This is a genomic window from Agrobacterium sp. MA01 (genome assembly GCF_009650195.1).
In the GTDB taxonomy this organism is placed as follows: domain Bacteria; phylum Pseudomonadota; class Alphaproteobacteria; order Rhizobiales; family Rhizobiaceae; genus Allorhizobium.
This window is the reverse complement of the sequence record NZ_CP045854.1, coordinates 3,616,615-3,634,028: the sequence shown is the minus strand read 5'-3', so window position 1 is coordinate 3,634,028 and position 17,414 is coordinate 3,616,615. Positions and strand designations below refer to the sequence as shown.

Annotated in this window: 15 protein-coding genes; 10 read left to right on the top strand and 5 right to left on the bottom strand. The window is 61.1% G+C overall.

Going from position 1 to position 17,414, the window contains the following annotated elements:
* The first annotated feature begins 61 nt into the window (after positions 1-61).
* From GH983_RS17470 to GH983_RS17425, 10 genes are all read left to right on the top strand, one after another.
* On the top strand, positions 62-1,630 hold the full coding sequence (locus GH983_RS17470; protein WP_194842744.1) for an AMP-binding protein: 1,569 nt from the start codon (positions 62-64) through the stop codon (positions 1,628-1,630).
* Positions 1,627-3,111 carry a hypothetical protein gene (locus GH983_RS17465; protein WP_153763084.1) on the top strand — a complete coding sequence of 495 codons (1,485 nt, stop codon included), beginning with the start codon at positions 1,627-1,629 and terminating at the stop codon, positions 3,109-3,111. The genes GH983_RS17470 and GH983_RS17465 overlap by 4 nt, the downstream gene beginning before the upstream one ends.
* Positions 3,112-3,117: 6 nt before the next feature.
* Positions 3,118-3,369: an acyl carrier protein gene (locus tag GH983_RS17460; RefSeq protein ID WP_054149523.1), complete on the top strand. Its 252-nt coding sequence runs from the start codon at positions 3,118-3,120 to the stop codon at positions 3,367-3,369.
* 183 nt (positions 3,370-3,552) lie between these two features.
* Positions 3,553-4,623 (top strand): LacI family DNA-binding transcriptional regulator, encoded by a 1,071-nt coding sequence (locus tag GH983_RS17455; protein ID WP_054149585.1) that lies wholly within the window; start codon positions 3,553-3,555, stop codon positions 4,621-4,623.
* 153 nt (positions 4,624-4,776) lie between these two features.
* On the top strand, positions 4,777-6,045 hold the full coding sequence (locus GH983_RS17450; RefSeq protein WP_153763083.1) for an ABC transporter substrate-binding protein: 1,269 nt from the start codon (positions 4,777-4,779) through the stop codon (positions 6,043-6,045).
* Between the two features lie 130 nt (positions 6,046-6,175).
* Positions 6,176-7,072, top strand: a complete 897-nt coding sequence (locus GH983_RS17445; protein ID WP_153763082.1) for a carbohydrate ABC transporter permease — start codon at positions 6,176-6,178, stop codon at positions 7,070-7,072.
* On the top strand, positions 7,069-7,890 hold the full coding sequence (locus tag GH983_RS17440; RefSeq protein WP_082347585.1) for a carbohydrate ABC transporter permease: 822 nt from the start codon (positions 7,069-7,071) through the stop codon (positions 7,888-7,890). Before GH983_RS17445 ends, GH983_RS17440 begins: the two co-directional genes overlap by 4 nt.
* 9 nt (positions 7,891-7,899) lie before the next feature.
* A complete protein-coding gene (locus GH983_RS17435; RefSeq protein ID WP_153763081.1) occupies positions 7,900-10,143 on the top strand; it encodes a glycoside hydrolase family 2 protein in 2,244 nt (747 codons plus the stop codon).
* A gap of 11 nt (positions 10,144-10,154) precedes the next feature.
* Entirely contained in the window at positions 10,155-11,246 is a 1,092-nt protein-coding gene (locus GH983_RS17430; protein ID WP_153763080.1) for an ABC transporter ATP-binding protein, read from the top strand.
* Between the two features lie 89 nt (positions 11,247-11,335).
* Entirely contained in the window at positions 11,336-11,725 is a 390-nt protein-coding gene (locus GH983_RS17425) for a RidA family protein (RefSeq protein ID WP_153763079.1), read from the top strand.
* A 15-nt stretch (positions 11,726-11,740) separates the two neighbouring features.
* Here the strand turns inward: GH983_RS17425 and GH983_RS17420 are convergent, their stop codons facing one another.
* From GH983_RS17420 to GH983_RS17400, 5 genes are all read right to left on the bottom strand, one after another.
* The gene (locus GH983_RS17420) at positions 11,741-12,322 is read right to left on the bottom strand and encodes an NAD(P)H-dependent oxidoreductase (protein WP_153763078.1); all 582 of its coding nucleotides are present in this window, start codon (positions 12,320-12,322) and stop codon (positions 11,741-11,743) included.
* Positions 12,323-12,809: 487 nt separating this feature from the next.
* Entirely contained in the window at positions 12,810-14,222 is a 1,413-nt protein-coding gene (locus GH983_RS17415; RefSeq protein WP_153763077.1) for an FAD-binding oxidoreductase, read from the bottom strand.
* A gap of 2 nt (positions 14,223-14,224) precedes the next feature.
* A complete protein-coding gene (locus GH983_RS17410) occupies positions 14,225-15,538 on the bottom strand; it encodes a cytosine deaminase (protein WP_153763076.1) in 1,314 nt (437 codons plus the stop codon).
* Positions 15,538-16,332, bottom strand: coding sequence for an ABC transporter permease (locus GH983_RS17405; protein WP_069043031.1), 795 nt, complete (start codon positions 16,330-16,332; stop codon positions 15,538-15,540). Before GH983_RS17405 ends, GH983_RS17410 begins: the two co-directional genes overlap by 1 nt.
* Positions 16,332-17,162, bottom strand: coding sequence for an ABC transporter ATP-binding protein (locus tag GH983_RS17400; RefSeq protein ID WP_153763075.1), 831 nt, complete (start codon positions 17,160-17,162; stop codon positions 16,332-16,334). Before GH983_RS17400 ends, GH983_RS17405 begins: the two co-directional genes overlap by 1 nt.
* Between the last annotated feature and the right edge of the window lie 252 nt (positions 17,163-17,414).

Genomic DNA, 17,414 nt, shown 5'->3' with positions numbered 1-17,414 from the left:
GATCAACGCCGGCAGAACAACAAACGTCAGTGACACGGGCTTAATCTTGAACGGTGTTCCAGTGCAAACAACGCATGAAAACTTCAACATCGCCGCACCCTTCTGGCAAGGCGCGCATGCTCATCCCGGTGCGACTGCCCTGGTCGTTGCGCGGCGCGAGTTTACCTATGAGGCCCTCGCGCAAAAGGTTGCGCGCCTCGCCGGCCATCTGGCGCCGCGGCTGAGACAACGGCGCGTCGGGATTTTCGCCACCCGAAGCCTGGAGGGTTATGTCGGCATTCTCGGCGCCTGCATGGCGGGTGCGACCTATGTGCCGCTTAACCAGAAATGGCCGCCGGAGCGGCTGGTCACGCTGCTGGGGCTGCTCGAGCTCGATGCGCTGATCGTCGATCGCAATGGGATCGGCCTTCTGACGCCGGAGGTCCTGGCTGCCGCGCCCGCCATCATCATCGGACCGGAGCAGGCCGATATGCCGGCAACGGCGGATGCCGCGATCACGCCGCTCGACGCCCTGACTGACCCGCCGCTTGGCGAACCCGCGATAGTGGGGCCGGATCATGAGGCCTATATCATCTTCACCTCCGGCACGACCGGGCTTCCCAAGGGCGTGGTGATCTCGGCCGCTTCTCTTGCGTCCTATCTGGTGCAGGCGCGCCCATGGACGACGCTTGGGAAAGAAGACCGGGTCGCCGAAGCGCATGACCTTACCTTCGACCTCAGTGTCCACAATCTGTTCCTGACACTGGAATCGGGCGCCGCACTGCATGTGATGTCGGCGCTTGAGCTATCGGCACCGCAGCATTTCATTCGCAGCCATGGCATCACGGCCTGGATGTCGGTGCCGACGATCGTCAACATGATGCGTACGGCGGGTTCACTGAAGCCCGGACTGTTCGAGACGATTCGCCTGTCGGTCTTTTGCGGTGAGCCGCTGCCGGGCATGACGGTCGAGGCCTGGAAGGTTGCCGCGCCGAACAGCGCCATCGACAACATCTATGGGCCGACGGAATGCACCGTCGTGATGCTCAGGCAAAGCGTGGGTGCCGAGATGCCGCTTACGCCAGGGCGCGGGGTGGTGGCGATCGGCACACCCTTCAGCGACGGCAAGATCGCCATCCTCGGTCCTGACCTGCAGCCGGTGGCCCCGGGTGTGCCGGGAGAAATCGTGCTGGGCGGGCCGCAAGTCGGCATTGGCTATTTTGCGTCGCCGGAACAGACGGCGGACCGTTTCCGCGACATGAATGGTGAGCGCTGGTACCTGACGGGGGACCTCGGCCTGTGCGATGCCGAGGGCATCTACCACCATCTTGGCCGGACGGATAACCAGGTCAAGGTCAAGGGTAACCGGATCGAGCTGGAAGAGGTCGAGGCGCATCTGCGGCTGGCGGCGGACAGCACGGTCGTTGCGGTCGTGGCCTGGCCTCATGTCGATGGCGCTGCCACCGGACTGGTCGGATTCGTCGCCGGCAGCGATGAAACGGCTGCATCGATCCAGGCGAAGATGTTGCGGTCGCTGCCGCGCTACATGGTCCCGGAAGCCATTCATCTCCAGGATACGCTACCCGTCAACATCAACGGCAAGGTGGATCGGCGCGCATTGCGTGACATCCTTGAAGGGGGCGCGTCTTGAGCATCGTTTTCGAGCAAGAGCCACTTCGCCCGCTCAGCCGCCTCATGCAGTGGCGGCGTGCCTGGTTGACGATCGACGCCAATCCAGCGGCGCGCAACTTTGCCGGGACCATCCGCGGGCTGCTTCTGATACACGGGCTTTTCCTCGCGGCTCTTGCCGTGAGCCTGCAGATCAGTCTGTCGGCACTTGCACTGATCGGATTGACCCTTCTTGCTGCCGCGCGCTGGCCAGAGCGCCGGCTCACCATTCTGATCACGTCGAGCCTGGTCTTCCTGTTGCTCCGGCCCTTCCGAACCGCTGACATGAACACGCTTGTCGTCGACTTGGCTGCGGTGGTCGGGAACGGCGTGTCCGTGCCTCCGCTCGCCCTCCAGGTGTTCGGTGTCGTCCTTTTCCTCGGTTTTGCGCAGCTCATGATCGCAGGCCAGCGCATGAGCAGCGGCATCTGGTCCCGCCGTCCTGTGTTGGTGCAGCTTGTCGGCTTCCTCGCGGTGCTTGCTGTTGCCGCCTTCGTGCCGCCGGGGGACTACGGGCATGCCATGCTCTGGGCTTTCCTCGCTGTCTGGGCATCCTGCTTCTGGTTTCTCGCCTATGCGGCCGTTGACCTGAAGGCCAAGGCTGCAGCACCGGACGGCGTGCGGGCGCTCTACATGCGTCCGGTCTGGGGCGGTGACGTCGCGCCGTTCGGCAAGGGCCTGTCCTTCCTCAAGCGCTTCGAAGCAAAGGATGACGACGCCCTGGCGGTGACGCGTCTGAAGGCACTGAAACTCGCCGTCTGGACGGCCATTCTCAGCTGGACTGGGCTTGCGGCCACGACACTGTTTCATGAGATGCTGGGTGTGCCGAAACTCGGCTTCATGATCCTCAATCCGCAGGATACTGCGGCCATGCCCCTTGGCCTGCAATGGGCAGGTTTGATCGTCAACTACGGTGTGGATCTGCTGATCATTGCGGCCTGGGGCCATGCGATTGTCGCCGTGGCGCGGATGATGGGTTACAATATTCCGCGCAACACCGTGAACCCGCTGGCATCCCGCTCGATCGCCGAGTTCTGGAACCGCTACTACTATTACTTCAAAGAGGTTCTGGTCGATTTCTTCTTCTATCCGGCCTTCATGCGCTGGTTCAAGACATCGCCACGCCTGCGGATCGCGTTCGCGACCTTCTGTGCGGCCGGGTTCGGCAATTTCCTCTACCATCTGATCTTCGTCTCCCATGTCTTCGCAGACGGGACGCCGTTCGACGAACTCGATCGTTTTGCAACGCTGGCCTTTTATGTCGGTCTGCTCTCGGCGGGCCTGATCATCTCGCAGATCTGGGGCCGCAAGACCTCGCCGGCGGATGGCTTCTGGCGTCACGATGTTCTGCCCCGGATCAATGTGGCGCTGTTCTTCTGCTTTCTGAAAATCTTCGACAGTGTGTGGCTCGAAGGCCAGCTGTCGGATCGCTTCCACTTTCTGTTTGGCCTGTTTGGAGTTTGACCTGCCATGACCGTCGACAAGATTGCATCCATCCGTGCTCGTGTTCAGGGACTGCTCGAAGAGCGCGGCGACAGGCAGCCGCTTCTGGATACGGATTCGCTCTTCTTCAGCGGACGGCTGGATTCGCTCGCGGCCACGCATTTGATGATGCTGCTCGAGGAGACTTTCGGGATCGATCTGGCTGCTGCCGATTTCGACGTGACCCGTCTCGACAGTCTCGCCGAGATCGAAGCCTTTGTCAGCGAGACGCAAGGATAAGGCTTCACGGCGGATAAGATTTCCCGGCAATCCACGTCGTCGTGTCGTGTCAGGACGGCGCTCTGCATAGGTCCGGTCCGTCTTCAAGGAAGTGCTTGTATCGATCTCCGCAGTGGCCTAGTAAATATTTTCCTGAGGTTTACTGGTTTCCTTGGGAAACAGGTGGAGGAGGGACAGGCCGCCGTGGTGACGATCAAGGAAATCGCGAAGGCCGTCGGCGTTTCGTCGGGGACCGTCTCCCGTGTCTTGAACTACGACCAGACGCTGTCGGTCTCCGAGGCCAAGCGGCAGGCGATCATCGAAACGGCCGAAGCGCTGAACTATGCGACGCCACGCGCGCGCAAGAGCGCCCATCTTCCTCCGCTCAATATTCCGATGGCCAGCCATGCGGACGTGTCGGCGCATGTCGCCATCGTTCACTTCCTGGCGCCGCAGGAGGAGCTGGTCGATCCCTATTATGTCGGTGTGCGGCTCGGCATCGAGGCCCGCTGCCGCGAGTACAAGATCGAGATCGCACGGGTGTTCAATCCCGATGTGCCCGTCGATCTTGCGCTGTTGACGGGTATCTCCGCAGCGATCGTGGTCGGGCATCATCCCAAGGCCGAAATCGAGGCGATGGCCAAGGTCTGTCCGCATCTGATCATGGCCGACTACAATCCCCGTATGCCGCAATTCGACTGCGTTCGCGCTGATCTGGGCGAGGCGACGACAACTATCCTCGACAGTCTGGAACAGGCGGGATATCGCCGGATCGGCTTTGTCGGCGGCTACGAACTGATGGACAATGATGCGCTGATGCATGGGGAGCAGCGCTGCAAGGCCTTCATCGAATGGCACGAGGCGCGCGGGAGCTACCAGCCCGAGCTCATGGCGCTTGGGCAAAGCGAGCGCTTCGGCCAGAACCTCCGGCTTGAGACCGGCTACCAGCAGGCGAAATCGCTGCTCGCACTCGATACGCCTCCCGATGCCATCGTTGCGGCGAACGACAATATGGCGATCGGTACCTACAGGGCCATCCAGGAGGCCGGGATGTCCATACCGGATGATGTCGCTGTGGTGGCCTTCAACGACATTCCTGTTGCGCAGTTTCTCAACCCGCCGCTGTCGACCATGCGCATTCCCGGCGAGCTGATCGGCGAAGTGGCTGTCGACCTGCTTGTCGAGCGGCTGAACGGGCGCGACTATTCCAAGCATGTTACCCTGCCGACCGAAATGGTCTGGCGCGGCAGTGCGAGAAAGCCTGTGCGCACTTAAGTCTTCGTGGAAAGGTTCTGAGATCCTCGTGACTTACCGCAACGCACAAAATATTTAGTAAAAATTTTCTTGGCTGGCTTCCGATTTTGAGGAATAGTGACCGTGAGGCAGGGGATGGAGCTGCCGCGTTCAACGACACATTGGGAGGAAGACATGGATTATTCTCGCGCGTTCAAGCGCTCGATTTCGGCCACAGTCGCCGGCGCAGCACTTCTCTGCAGCACCGCCGCCTTTGCCGGCGAAGTCACCATCTGGTGCTGGGACCCGAACTTCAACGTCGCCATCATGAAGGAAGCGGCGGCGCGCTATACCGCCAAAAACCCTGACACGACCTTCAACATCGTCGACTTCGCCAAGGCCGATGTCGAGCAGAAGCTGCAGACGGGTCTGGCCTCCGGCATGACTGACACGCTGCCGGATATCGTGCTGATTGAGGACTACGGCGCGCAGAAATATCTGCAGTCCTTCCCCGGCTCCTTTGCCGCGCTGACTGACAAGATCGACTATTCCGGCTTTGCCAAATACAAGGTCGACCTGATGACACTCGAAGGTCAGGTCTATGGCGTTCCCTTCGATTCCGGCGTCACCGGCCTCTATTATCGCACTGATTATCTTGAGCAGGCCGGCTACAAGCCTTCCGACATGGAGAACCTGACCTGGGACCGCTTCATCGAGATCGGCAAGGACGTGAAGGCCAAGACCGGCCATGAGATGATGGCGCTCGACTCGAATGACGGCGGCCTGATCCGCATCATGATGCAGTCCGGCGGCCAGTGGTATTTCAACGAGGACGGCAGCCTCAACATCACCGGCAATGCTGCGCTGAAGGCCGCACTCGAAACCCAGGCCCGCATCGTCAACGAAGGCGTTGCCAAGCCAACCAGCGGCTGGAATGACGGCATCAGCGCTCTGACTTCGGGCGATGTGGCCTCGGTTCTGATGGGCGTCTGGATTACCGGCACCGTCAAGTCGCAGGCCGACCAGGCCGGCAAGTGGGCGCTGACCGCGATCCCGAAGCTCAATATCGAGGGTGCGACGGCTGCGTCGAACCTTGGCGGTTCGAGCTGGTATGTGCTTGAGGCGTCTGCCGAGAAGGATGAGGCGATCGACTTCCTCAATGAGATCTATGCCAAGGACCTCGATTTCTACCAGAAGATCCTGACCGAACGTGGCGCCGTGGGCTCGCTGCTTGCTGCCCGCACCGGTGAAGCCTATCAAAAGCCCGACGAGTTCTTCGGCGGCCAGACGGTCTGGCAGAACTTTGCCGATTGGCTCGTACAGGTACCTGCCGTCAACTACGGCATTTTCACCAACGAGCTCGATACGGCTGTCACGGCCAATTTCCCGGCGCTCTTGAAGGGCACACCGGTGGATGAGGTCTTGAAGGCGATCGAAGACCAGGCTGCCACTCAGATCCAGTAAACCCATCCCACAGGGGCGTCTTCCCAAGATTACGCCCCTGTCCTCCCGGAGACGTGCGGCGGCAACGCCGCGCGCCTTCCCTTTGCATAACATGGTTCAGTGACCACTGATCGGGTTCGGGGATAACCGCATGGCCACCACATCCAGATCCAGTTTGAAGCGCCATTACGATGTCAACGGATGGCTGTTCGTGGCGCCCGCCATCGGGCTGATCTCGCTCTTCATGCTCTATCCGATTGCCCGCTCGCTCGTTCTCTCCCTGTATTCGGGACGCGGAATGATGCTGAAGTTCTCAGGCACGGGTAACCTCGTGCGTCTCTGGAACGATCCCGTCTTCTGGCAGGCACTGCAAAACACCGTCATTTTCTTCATCATTCAGGTGCCGATCATGATCACCATGGCACTGATCCTGGCGGCCATGCTGAACAATCCGAAACTGCGCTTTTCCGGCCTCTTCCGGACGATGATCTTCCTGCCCTGTGTTGCCTCGCTGGTGGCCTATTCCATCCTGTTCAAGAGCATGTTTTCGCTCGACGGCGTGGTGAACAACACGCTGCTGGCGATCGGCATCATCGGCGAGCCGATCGGCTGGCTTACCGATCCCTTCTGGGCCAAGGTGCTGATCATCATCGCCATTACCTGGCGCTGGACCGGCTACAACATGATTTTCTATCTGGCGGCGCTGCAGAATATCGATCGCTCGATCTATGAGGCGGCGAAGATCGACGGCGTGCCGTCCTGGGGGCGTTTCGCCTTCCTGACCATTCCGATGTTGAAGCCGGTGATCCTGTTCACCACGATCACCTCGACGATTGGCACGCTACAGCTCTTCGACGAGGTCTATAACTTCACCGAAGGCACGGGCGGGCCGGCCAATTCGACGCTGACCTTGTCACTCTACATCTACAATCTGACCTTCCGCTTCATGCCGAGCTTCGGTTATGCGGCAACCGTCTCCTATGTCATCGTGCTGATGGTGGCGGTTCTCTCCTTCCTGCAATTCTATGCCGCGAGGGAACGTCGATGATGACAACGCTTCGCCGCCGCCTGCCTGATATCGTGCAGTATGCCGTGCTGTCGCTTGCCGCCTTCCTCTCGATCTTTCCGTTCATCTGGATGGTGATCGGCGCGACCAATACGACAAGCCAGATCATCCGCGGGAAGGTTACCTTCGGCACGGCGCTCTTCGACAACATCGCGTCCTTCTTCGCGCAGGTGGATGTGCCGCTGGTGTTCTGGAATTCGGTGAAGATCGCGCTTGTGGGAACGGCGCTCACGCTGCTCGTCTCTTCGCTTGCCGGCTATGGTTTCGAGATGTTCCGCTCGAAGCTCCGCGAGCGCGTCTATACCGTGATCCTGCTGACGCTGATGGTGCCGTTCGCGGCTCTGATGATCCCGCTCTTCATGCTGATGGGGCAGGCGGGGCTTCTGAATACCCATATCGCCATCATGCTGCCGATGATCGCGTCTGCCTTCATCATCTTCTATTTCCGCCAGGCCTCGAAGGCCTTCCCGACCGAGCTTCGCGATGCGGCCAAGGTCGACGGGCTGAAGGAGTGGCAGATCTTCTTCTACATCTATGTGCCGGTGATGCGCTCCACCTATGCGGCGGCCTTCGTCATCGTTTTCATGCTGAACTGGAACAATTATCTCTGGCCGCTGATCGTGCTGCAGTCGAACGATACCAAGACGATCACGCTTGTCGTGTCCTCGCTCGCTTCTGCCTATTCGCCCGAATACGGCACCGTGATGATCGGCACGATCCTCGCCACCCTTCCCACTCTTCTCGTTTTCTTCGCCATGCAACGCCAATTCGTGCAGGGCATGCTCGGCTCCGTGAAATAGGACTTTGAAATGCGCATTATCGAGAACTTCAACCGGGACTGGACCTTCCTGGCCGGCTTCGAACTCGCCTTCGCCTCGGCCCGCCAGTCGGGCGAAAACGTCCAGCTTCCCCATACGGCGGTCGAGCTGCCCTACAATTACTTCGACGAGAAGAGCTATCAGAAGGCTTTTACATACCAGAAGGTGATCGCCTGGGATCCGCGTTTTGAGGGCCGCGAAGTCTCGCTGGTTTTCGACGGGGCCATGGCTGATAGCGTGGTCTATCTGAATGGTATTGAGATCACTGCCCACAAGGATGGCTACACGCCGTTCGAGGCCCGGCTCACGCCGCATCTGAAGGCTGGTAACAATCTGCTGACAGTGAAGATCGACGGCTCGGAAAACCCCGAGATCCCGCCCTTCGGCGGCGTGATCGACTATCTCACCTATGCCGGCATCTATCGCGACGTCTGGCTCAAGATTACCGCGCCGGTTTCGATCAAGAACGTCAAGATCGAGACGCCGGATGTTCTGGCCGAAGCCAAGCAGGTGACGGCGAAGGTCTGGATTTCCAATCCAACCGATCAGGCGCTTTCGGGCAAGGTCACGGCTGTTCTGAAAGATGGTGCAGGTCAGGAGATCGCGCGGACCGAGGCGACCGTATCAGGCGCAGAGGTCTCGCTCGGCTTTTCCGGACTTCAGGGCATCACGCTCTGGGATATCGACAATCCGGCGCTCTACCGTCTGACCGTTATGCTGGAGACCGCTGCCGGTACCGATGAGACGACGAGCCGTTTCGGCTTCCGTTCTGCCGAATACACGATCGAGGGCTTCAAGTTGAATGGCCGTGTGGTCAAGCTGCGGGGCCTCAACCGCCATCAGGCCTGGCCGCATCTCGGCTATGCCATGGGCCGGCGCGGTCAGGAGAAGGATGCCGACATCCTGAAATACGACCTCGCTTGCAACATCGCCCGCACCTCGCACTATCCGCAGTCGAAATACTTCCTCGACCGCTGCGACGAGATCGGCCTGCTGGTCTTCGAAGAAATCCCCGGCTGGCAGCATATCGGCGGCGATGCCTGGAAGGCGGAGAGCGTTCAGAACGTCCGCCGGATGATCGAGCGCGACTGGAACCATCCCTCGATCATCATCTGGGGCGTGCGCATCAACGAGAGCCAGGATGCCCATGACTTCTATGTCGAGACGAATGCCATGGCGCGTTCGCTCGATACCACCCGCCAGACAGGCGGCGTGCGCTACATCACCGAGAGCGAGCTGCTCGAAGACGTCTACACAATGAACGACTTCATTCTCGGCATGGAGGAAATGCCGGGGCACAACCGGGAGCGCCTGGTGCTGCGCGAGCAGCGCGAGGTGACAGGGCTCGACCGCAAGGTGCCCTACATGATCACCGAATATGGCGGTCACATGTATCCGACCAAACGCTTCGACCAGGAACAGCGGCAGGCTGAACATGTTGGCCGGCATCTGGCGATCCTCAATGCTGCTGCGGGCGACCCGTCGATATCAGGCTCCACCGGCTGGTGCATGTTCGACTACAACACGCACAAGGATTTCGGCTCCGGCGACCGCATCTGCTATCACGGCGTCACCGACATGTATCGGGAGCCGAAATTCGCCGGTTACGCCTATGCCTCGCAGGGCGATCGGAAGGACGGGATCGTGCTTCAGCCGGTCAGCTTCTGGGCGCGTGGTGAGCGCAATATCGGCGGCGTGTTGCCGCTGATCGTGCTCACCAATTGCGACTATGTCGAAATCCGCATGGGGCATATCGTCAAGCGGATCGAACCCGATACGAAGGCCTATCCGCATCTGCCGCATCCGCCCTGCATTCTCGACCACAGCATGGTGACGCCGGAGGAATTCGGCGAATGGGGCATGACCTGGCGGGATGGCGAACTCGTCGGCTTTATCAACGGCGAGGAAGTGGTTCGCCGCCATCTGCCGGCCGATCCGCTGCCGACGACACTCGACATCGCGGCCGATGACACAGAGCTCAGGTCTGGCGAGAAGGACACGGTTCGCGTCATCCTGCGTGCGCTCGATCAGGGCGGCAATGTCTTGGGTTTCTTCGACGATCCGGTCGAGGTCAGCTTGCAAGGCCCGGGCCGTATCGTCGGCCCCTCGCTTCTCGCCTTCAAGGGTGGCGCGGTGGGCGTCTATGTCGAAGCCGGAAACGAAGCCGGTCACTTGACGCTATCTGCGACTTGCCGTCCCTTCGGGACCAAGCGCATCACCTTCAACGTCACCTGAGCGAGGCTTAAATGGCAGAGGTCCGGCTCACCGATATCCGCAAGTCCTATGGCTCGCTCGAGGTCATCAAGGGGGTAAACCTCGAGGTGCGTTCGGGGGAGTTTGTCGTCTTCGTCGGTCCCTCCGGCTGCGGCAAGTCCACGCTGCTCCGGATGATCGCAGGGCTTGAGGATATCTCCTCCGGGGAGCTGACGATCGGCGGCACCGTGATGAACGATGTCGATCCGTCCAAGCGCGGCATTGCCATGGTGTTCCAGACCTATGCGCTTTATCCGCACATGACCGTGCGCGAGAATATGGGCTTTGCGCTCCGCTTTGCCGGCATGGCGAAGGACGAGATCGAGCGCCGCGTCAATGCGGCGGCGAAGATCCTGGAACTCGACGCGCTGATGGATCGCAAGCCCAAGGCCTTGTCCGGTGGTCAGCGCCAGCGTGTTGCCATCGGCCGTGCCATCGTGCGTCAGCCTGACGTTTTCCTGTTCGATGAGCCGCTCTCCAACCTCGATGCGGAGCTGCGCGTGCATATGCGCGTCGAGATCGCCCGGCTGCACAAGGAGCTCAACGCCACGATCGTCTATGTCACGCATGACCAGGTCGAGGCGATGACGCTGGCCGACAAGATCGTCGTCATGCGTGGCGGCATTGTCGAGCAGGTCGGAGCGCCGCTTGTGCTCTATGACGATCCTGACAACATGTTCGTCGCCGGTTTCATAGGTTCGCCCCGGATGAACTTTTTGCCGGCGGTGGTGATCGGGCAGGCGGAGGGTGGACAGGTGACGGTGGCGCTCAAGGCGCGACCGGATACGCAGCTGACGGTTGCCTGCGCGACCCCGCCAAAGGTTGGCGATGCCGTGACCATCGGGGTGCGCCCCGAGCATTTCCTGCCTGATGGCAGCGGGGATACGCAGATGGTGGCGCATGTCGATGTCGTTGAGCATCTCGGCAATACCAGCTATGTTTATGCCCATACGGTACCCGGCGAGCAGATCATCATCGAGCAGGAAGAACGCCGTCATGGTGGCCGGCTGGGTGATGAAATCACGGTCGGGCTTGCGGCGAAGACCAGCTTTCTCTTCGATGCCTCGGGGCGGCGTATTCGCTAGACGAAAGGCCCGGATCGATAAGGCCAAAAGGCGTGTGGAGGCACGCTTTTCCCTTTCGCACACGTGCTCGCCGCGCTAGGCTCAAGCCCATGAAAAAGGTCTTCAATCCTCCTTCCGTCCGCCGTCCATTCGGGCACTACAATCACGGTCTGCTTGTGCCGCCGGGTGCGAGCATTCTGGTCACCTCCGGCCAGCTCGGCATCCGCCCCGATGACACGATCCCACCTGATGTCACCGGCCAGGCCGAGCTTTGCTTCGAGGCGATCAAGGCCATTCTGGAAGAGGCCGAGATGACGTTCGCGGATGTGATCCGGATCTCCGGCTTCGTGACGCGGCGGGAGGATTTTCCGGCCTATATGGCGGTGCGTGATCTCTACACGCTTGATCCCAAACCGGTCTCGACTCTACTGGTGGTGGGGGGCTTCACGCGACCGGAATTCCTGGTCGAAGTCGAGGTGACGGCCGCCAAGGTGGTTTGACCGCCAGCCTTTCGCTCAGAAATTTTCCATCTCGCGGCGCACCTTGGCCATGAAGGCGGCACGGGTTTCTTCCGTGCAGTTGTTCATGTCGTAATGGGCGAGATATTTGACCGGTGCGCCGATCTTGATCTGGGCGCGGATGACGCGCTTGACGATCTTCTTCGGTGGATTGCCGGCGAGGAAGGCGCGCATCGGGGTCGCGCCATAGGTCATGACGGCGGCGAGCTTTCTGATGTGACGCAGCGTCGGGGTGAGCTTGCCGTCTACCAGGTCGAACGAGACGCCGGGCAGCCAGACGCGGTCGAAATAGCCCTTCAGCATAGCCGGGAAGCCGAAGTTCCAGACGGGTGTGACGATCACCAAACCTTCTGCCTTTTTCAGGCGGTCGACATAGGGTTGCACCAGCGAAAGATTGTCGGGAATGTCGTGATAGACGCGGCGGTCATGGGCTGACAGCACCGGGTCGAAGCCCTCTTCGTAGAGATTGCAGCCGTCGACTTCGTGGCCGGCCTTTTCCAGGCTCTCACAGGTGAGCTTGTAGAGCGCCCGGCCGAAGCTTTCATCGAGGGGGTGGGAGTGAAGGACGAGTACGCGCATGTCAAAAGCTCCAAGTCGTTGCCCGCCGCCTCAGCAGTCGGGGTCCAGTTGAAAACTTCCGCGCCGTTTGTCCCAGCATCCCAGTCCTTCGCCGCCTGATGCCGAGGGATGGAGGATGCCATGTGATGTCGCATGAGCCGAGCGGTTCGGCCGGGAGTACCTTCGGAATGTGTGTGTGGCGGCTTCTTTCGTTCATCCTTCAGATGTTATGCGTTGAGTGTGGGGTACCCCCCTCTGTCCTGCCGGACATCTCCCCCACAAGGGGGGAGAGCGGATGGGCGCGCCGGCTTCGTTCCGTCAATCGTTGTGGGTGGCGCAATCTCGTCAAACCGTTTTTCATAAGTTCAGCGTCCTCAATCACTAACCCCGGACTGAAACGGTACTGGCTAGGTGGGGCGCCGGCCCCATCCCGCTCTCCCCCCTTGTGGGGGAGATGTCCGGCAGGACAGAGGGGGGTACCAAGCGCACCAACCTAACCGCCGAACCCCTATTCCCCAGCCTCCGCAAACACCTCCAAGCCCGGAAACAGATAATTCTTCCCCGCGGCAAAATCGAAATCCGGATTTTCCCAGGCGATCATCTTGCCGGGGTTCAAGAGACCCTTCGGATCGGTTTCCCGCTTGAAGGCGAGCTGCACCTGGTCGGTCTGCTTCATGCCGCCTTCCTCCAGCGTATAGCGGTGCGGGTTGAAGATCGGGCAGCCGTTTTCCTCGTGGATGCGGATGATTTCTTCCAGCCGTTCCTTGGTGGTGTAGCGCACCAGCGGCAGGCCGGCGCACTGGATCTGGCCGTCGAACTTGATGAATTCGAGATGGCCGATGACCTCGTCGGGGAAGAGGTCGGTCATCACGCGCACCTTCTCGACATGATCGGGGCCGGGATACTGGACCTGCAGATAGGTGATGTTGGTATCGAGCTTCAGGGCTCGCAGCGTCGTGTGGTTCCAGGTCAGCTCATAGGCATGCGGAATGCCCTTCATGCTTTCGACCGTGTCGGAGCGGAAGCAAACATCCCCCTTCATCCGCTCGGCGAGCGCCAGGAAGGGTTCCATCGAATGCGGCGCGACCATCAACACGACCACTGACTGGCCTTCCTTCAGCCAGGGCTTGTGGCGGGTGAAGTAGTCGAAGGGAATTGGGGCTGCGATAGGGGCGACTTCCTTCAGCAGGATGCCGTTCTTGTGGGAGAGCGCATCGGCGAATTTCACCGCGTCCATGAACTCGTCATAGCCGACGATGACATCGACCCAGTCGTAAGCCGGGGCAAGCGGCATCTCGACTTCGGTGATGATGCCGTTGGTGCCATAGGCGTGGGAGACCTTCTGCAGATCCCAGGCGGAGAGTTCGAGCACACGCGGCTCGGCCTCCATGGTGACGACACGCAGGCGCAGGATGTTGCCGAGGTCGCGCAGGCCGCCCCAGGTGATAGAGCCCACGCCGCCGGAACCGCCAGCGATGAAGCCGGCGACTGAGGCTGTCTGCTTGGTCGAGGGATGGAAGCGCAGTTCCTGGCCGGAATGTTCCTTGGTCTGGCGGTCAAGCTCGGAGATGATGATACCGGGCTCGCAGATGACGCGACCGGGCAGGATCTCCTTCACCTTGTTCATGTTGATGAGGTTCAAGACGATGCCACCCGAAAGCGGCATGGCCTGGCCGTAATTGCCGGTGCCGCCACCGCGCGGGGTGACGGGCACGCCATGGGCATAGGCGACTTTCAGGACCCGGATCACCTCTCCTTCTGATGTTGGCGAGACGATCAGGTCACCCACCACATTGTCCAGTTCGGCCTTCAGGATCGGCGAATACCAGTAGAAATCGCGGCTCTTCTGTTTGACCAGAGCCGGATTGTCCTCGACGGCGATGCCTTCCAGCTCCTCGATGATTTTGGCGTAATCAGCCATGTCTAAGCTCCAAGAAGTGGGTCAAGGTCGCGGTAATCCGGCAGGCTTCGGTCGATGCCCATGCCATTCCGCATCACGATGCGGTCGGCCTGCGGACGGGAAAGGAATTCGCTCCAGCGGCGGGCGCTGAAGAGGACGAGATCCGCCTTGCCGCCAACCGCGATGCGGCCGTGATCGGAGCGTTTCAGGATGTCGGCCGGTGTGCGGGTGACGACGCGGGCGGCCGTCTCCAGCGGATGGTCGAGATGGATGATGCGGACCGCCTCGCGGAAGACTTCGACGGGATCGAGATCGCCGTAGGCATAGAAGGGGTCGCGGGTGTTGTCGGAGGAGACGGCGGTGGCCAAGCCTGCGGCAGTGAGTTCATGGAACAGGGTGACGCCGCGCTGGCGGGGTGTGCGGCTGGGATGGCGGTCCTGCAGATACATGTTGCACATCGGCAGCGAGACGACCGAGAGGCCTGCCTCTGCCACCAGATCGATGGTGCGTTTCGCCAAATCGTCGTCCTGGCGCGCCAGCGAGCAGCAGTGGCCGACGGTGACTGCGCCCTCGAAGCTGTTGCGGATCTTGGCTTCTGCGATGGTCTTCAGCGTCAGGGTTTCCTTGTCCTGCGTCTCGTCGACATGCAGGTCGATGTCGAGGCCTTTCTCCCTTGCGGTGCGGAAGAGGATGTCGAGCTTTTCGTCGAGACCCGGCATCAGATAGGTGACGCCGCCGAGCAGGCCCTTATGGGTGACGATGACATCGACCAGATCCTTGAAGAAGGCCTCGTCGGTGATCTGGTCGAAGGGGAAAAGGGCGGCAGCCTGCAGATCGACCTTGCCGGCCCAGGCGTCACGGACTTCGGCGAAGACCTCGAAAGAGATGCGGTGCTGGGGCGCCAGGCTGTCGAGATGGGTGCGGATCAGGCTGGTGCCATGGGCATAGGCCGTGCGCAGCGAGAATTCCATGCGGGCCCTGACGTCTTCAGCCGTCCAGCGGGCCTCGCGATCGGCCTTGACCGCTTCCAGAGCGCCCCTGAAGTCACCTGTCGGGTTCGGCCGGCGGTCCCAGATATGGCCTTTGTCGAGATGGGTGTGCATGTCGACGAAGGTCGGCCAGACCATGCCGTTGCGGAGATCCGTCGACGGCAGGCCTGATGGGGCCTCGCCGGGCTTCAGGATCGCCTCGACCTTGCCGTCGGCCACCACGATGTCGGCGCTGATCAGGCCCTCGCAGGCGGGTGCTTCGACGCCGTCGACGCAGACTTCCGGCAGCGTCGCATTGGCAAGGACGAAGCGCTTGGCGGCGGGCAGGTTGGTAATCGGGCTCGACATCAGTTTTCTCGTTTCAGGCTGCTCTCGTGCCAGCGATGCAGCGCCAGCCAGGAAATGAACGAGGTAATGGCGAAGATCACCACACCGAGGCAGGAAAGCAGGAAGAGGGCGGCAAACAGGCGCGGAATGTTCAGACGGAACTGGGCCTCGAGCAGGCGGAAGGCAAGGCCCGATCCGGCGCCCGCCGAGCCGGCGGCAAATTCTGCGACGACGGCAGCAATCAGGGCGAGGCCGCCACCGATGCGCAGGCCCGTCATGAAATAGGGAAGCGAGGCCGGGAGCTTCAGATAGAGGAGGGTCTGCCAGCGCGAGGCGCCGTAGAGGTCGAAGAGATTGAGCAGGTTATGATCGACGCTCTTCAGGCCCTGGACCATGTTCGACAGGATCGGGAAGAAGGCGACGAGGAAGGCGCAGATCAGCAGCGCCACTTGCGTCGAGGGGGAATAGATCAGGATCAGCGGGGCGATCGCGACGATCGGGGTCACCTGCAGGATGACGGTGATCGGGTAGAAGGCGATCTCGATCCATTTCGACTGGACGAGGGCAACGGCGATGCCGACGCCGCCCAACAGCGCTAGCCCAAGCGACATCAGGGTGATCTTGGTGGTGACCCAGAGGGCTGGCGACAGCGTGCCCCAGTCCTTGAACAGGGCGCCGGCAACCGCGATCGGGCCGGGCAGGATGTATTGCGGAACGCCCGAGACCCAAACGCCGACCTGCCAGACGATAATCAGCAGACAGACAACGAGGATGGGAACGAGGATTTTCAACAGCGTTTCGGCCGGTCCGGTCATCAGTGATGCTCCCCGCCCATGGCTTCGATCAGGGTCTTCGAAACGGTTTCACAGGCCTGACGGTATTCCTCGGAGGTGCGGTAAAATGCGTCCCGTTCCAGGCTGGTCTGCAGCGGGAAGTCGGCATGCACGCGGCCTGGCCTTGCCTTCATCACCACAATGCGGCTCGAGAGGTAAGCGCTTTCGAAGACGGAGTGGGTGACGAAGATTACCGTGATGCCGGTCTCCTTCCAGAGGGCTAGCACATCGTCGTTCAGCTTCTGCCGGGTGATTTCGTCGAGGGCGGCGAAGGGTTCGTCCATCAGGAGCAGCTTCGGCTTGGTGACGAGGGCGCGGGCGATCGAGACGCGCATCTTCATGCCGCCGGAAAGTTCGCGCGGATAGGCGTCGACGAAATCCTTGAGGCCGACGCGGTCGAGGGCTGCGAGGATGTCGGCCTTCGCCGCAGACTTGGAGATGCCTCGGAGCTTGAGCGGCAGGTAGACATTGCCGAAGACGGTCGCCCAGGGCATCAGCGTCGGTTCCTGGAAGACGAAGGATATGTCGCCGTCGGGCAGGCCCTTGGAGTTGATGCGGGAGCTTGGCCAGTCGATGGTGCCGGTTGTGACGTCACCGAGGCCGGCGATGATGCGCAGTGCCGTCGACTTGCCGCAGCCGGAGGGGCCGAGCAGCGAGACGAACTCGCCGCCGTTGACGGTGAGCGACATGTCCGTGAGTGCGACCGTGCCGCTGGAAAAGACCTTGGACACGTCCTTCATCACCACGAGCGCCCGGCGCTGTTCGGGAGGGGGCGGGGTGATGGGGTCTTCGGTGGCTGGCAAACTGGTCATTCTGTCTCGCGTTACATCCGCGTTGCATTCTGGTGTTGCGGTAGGCGGAGGCATAGGGGTCCAAATTAGTGGGTGGGCCGCCCCCTCTGTCCTGCCGGACATCTCCCCCACAAGGGGGGAGAGCGGATTGCGGTAACCGTTCTACCCTCCCCTTGAGGGGGAGGGTCGGCACGCAGTGCCGGGGTGGGGTGATGTCAGCGGATACGGCCGATCACCCCCACCCGCAGCTTCGCTGCGACCTCCCCCCTCAAG

Bases quoted from the DNA above. Each gene is read 5' to 3' on its own strand.
- GH983_RS17460 (WP_054149523.1), top strand. From the start codon at position 3,118: ATGACCGTCGACAAGATTGCATCCATCCGTGCTCGTGTTCAGGGACTG.
- GH983_RS17450 (WP_153763083.1), top strand. From the start codon at position 4,777: ATGGATTATTCTCGCGCGTTCAAGCGCTCGATTTCGGCCACAGTCGCC.
- GH983_RS17445 (WP_153763082.1), top strand. From the start codon at position 6,176: ATGGCCACCACATCCAGATCCAGTTTGAAGCGCCATTACGATGTCAAC.
- GH983_RS17440 (WP_082347585.1), top strand. From the start codon at position 7,069: ATGATGACAACGCTTCGCCGCCGCCTGCCTGATATCGTGCAGTATGCC.
- GH983_RS17435 (WP_153763081.1), top strand. From the start codon at position 7,900: ATGCGCATTATCGAGAACTTCAACCGGGACTGGACCTTCCTGGCCGGC.
- GH983_RS17430 (WP_153763080.1), top strand. From the start codon at position 10,155: ATGGCAGAGGTCCGGCTCACCGATATCCGCAAGTCCTATGGCTCGCTC.
- GH983_RS17425 (WP_153763079.1), top strand. From the start codon at position 11,336: ATGAAAAAGGTCTTCAATCCTCCTTCCGTCCGCCGTCCATTCGGGCAC.
- GH983_RS17420 (WP_153763078.1), bottom strand. From the start codon at position 12,322: ATGCGCGTACTCGTCCTTCACTCCCACCCCCTCGATGAAAGCTTCGGC.
- GH983_RS17415 (WP_153763077.1), bottom strand. From the start codon at position 14,222: ATGGCTGATTACGCCAAAATCATCGAGGAGCTGGAAGGCATCGCCGTC.
- GH983_RS17410 (WP_153763076.1), bottom strand. From the start codon at position 15,538: ATGTCGAGCCCGATTACCAACCTGCCCGCCGCCAAGCGCTTCGTCCTT.
- GH983_RS17405 (WP_069043031.1), bottom strand. From the start codon at position 16,332: ATGACCGGACCGGCCGAAACGCTGTTGAAAATCCTCGTTCCCATCCTC.
- GH983_RS17400 (WP_153763075.1), bottom strand. From the start codon at position 17,162: ATGACCAGTTTGCCAGCCACCGAAGACCCCATCACCCCGCCCCCTCCC.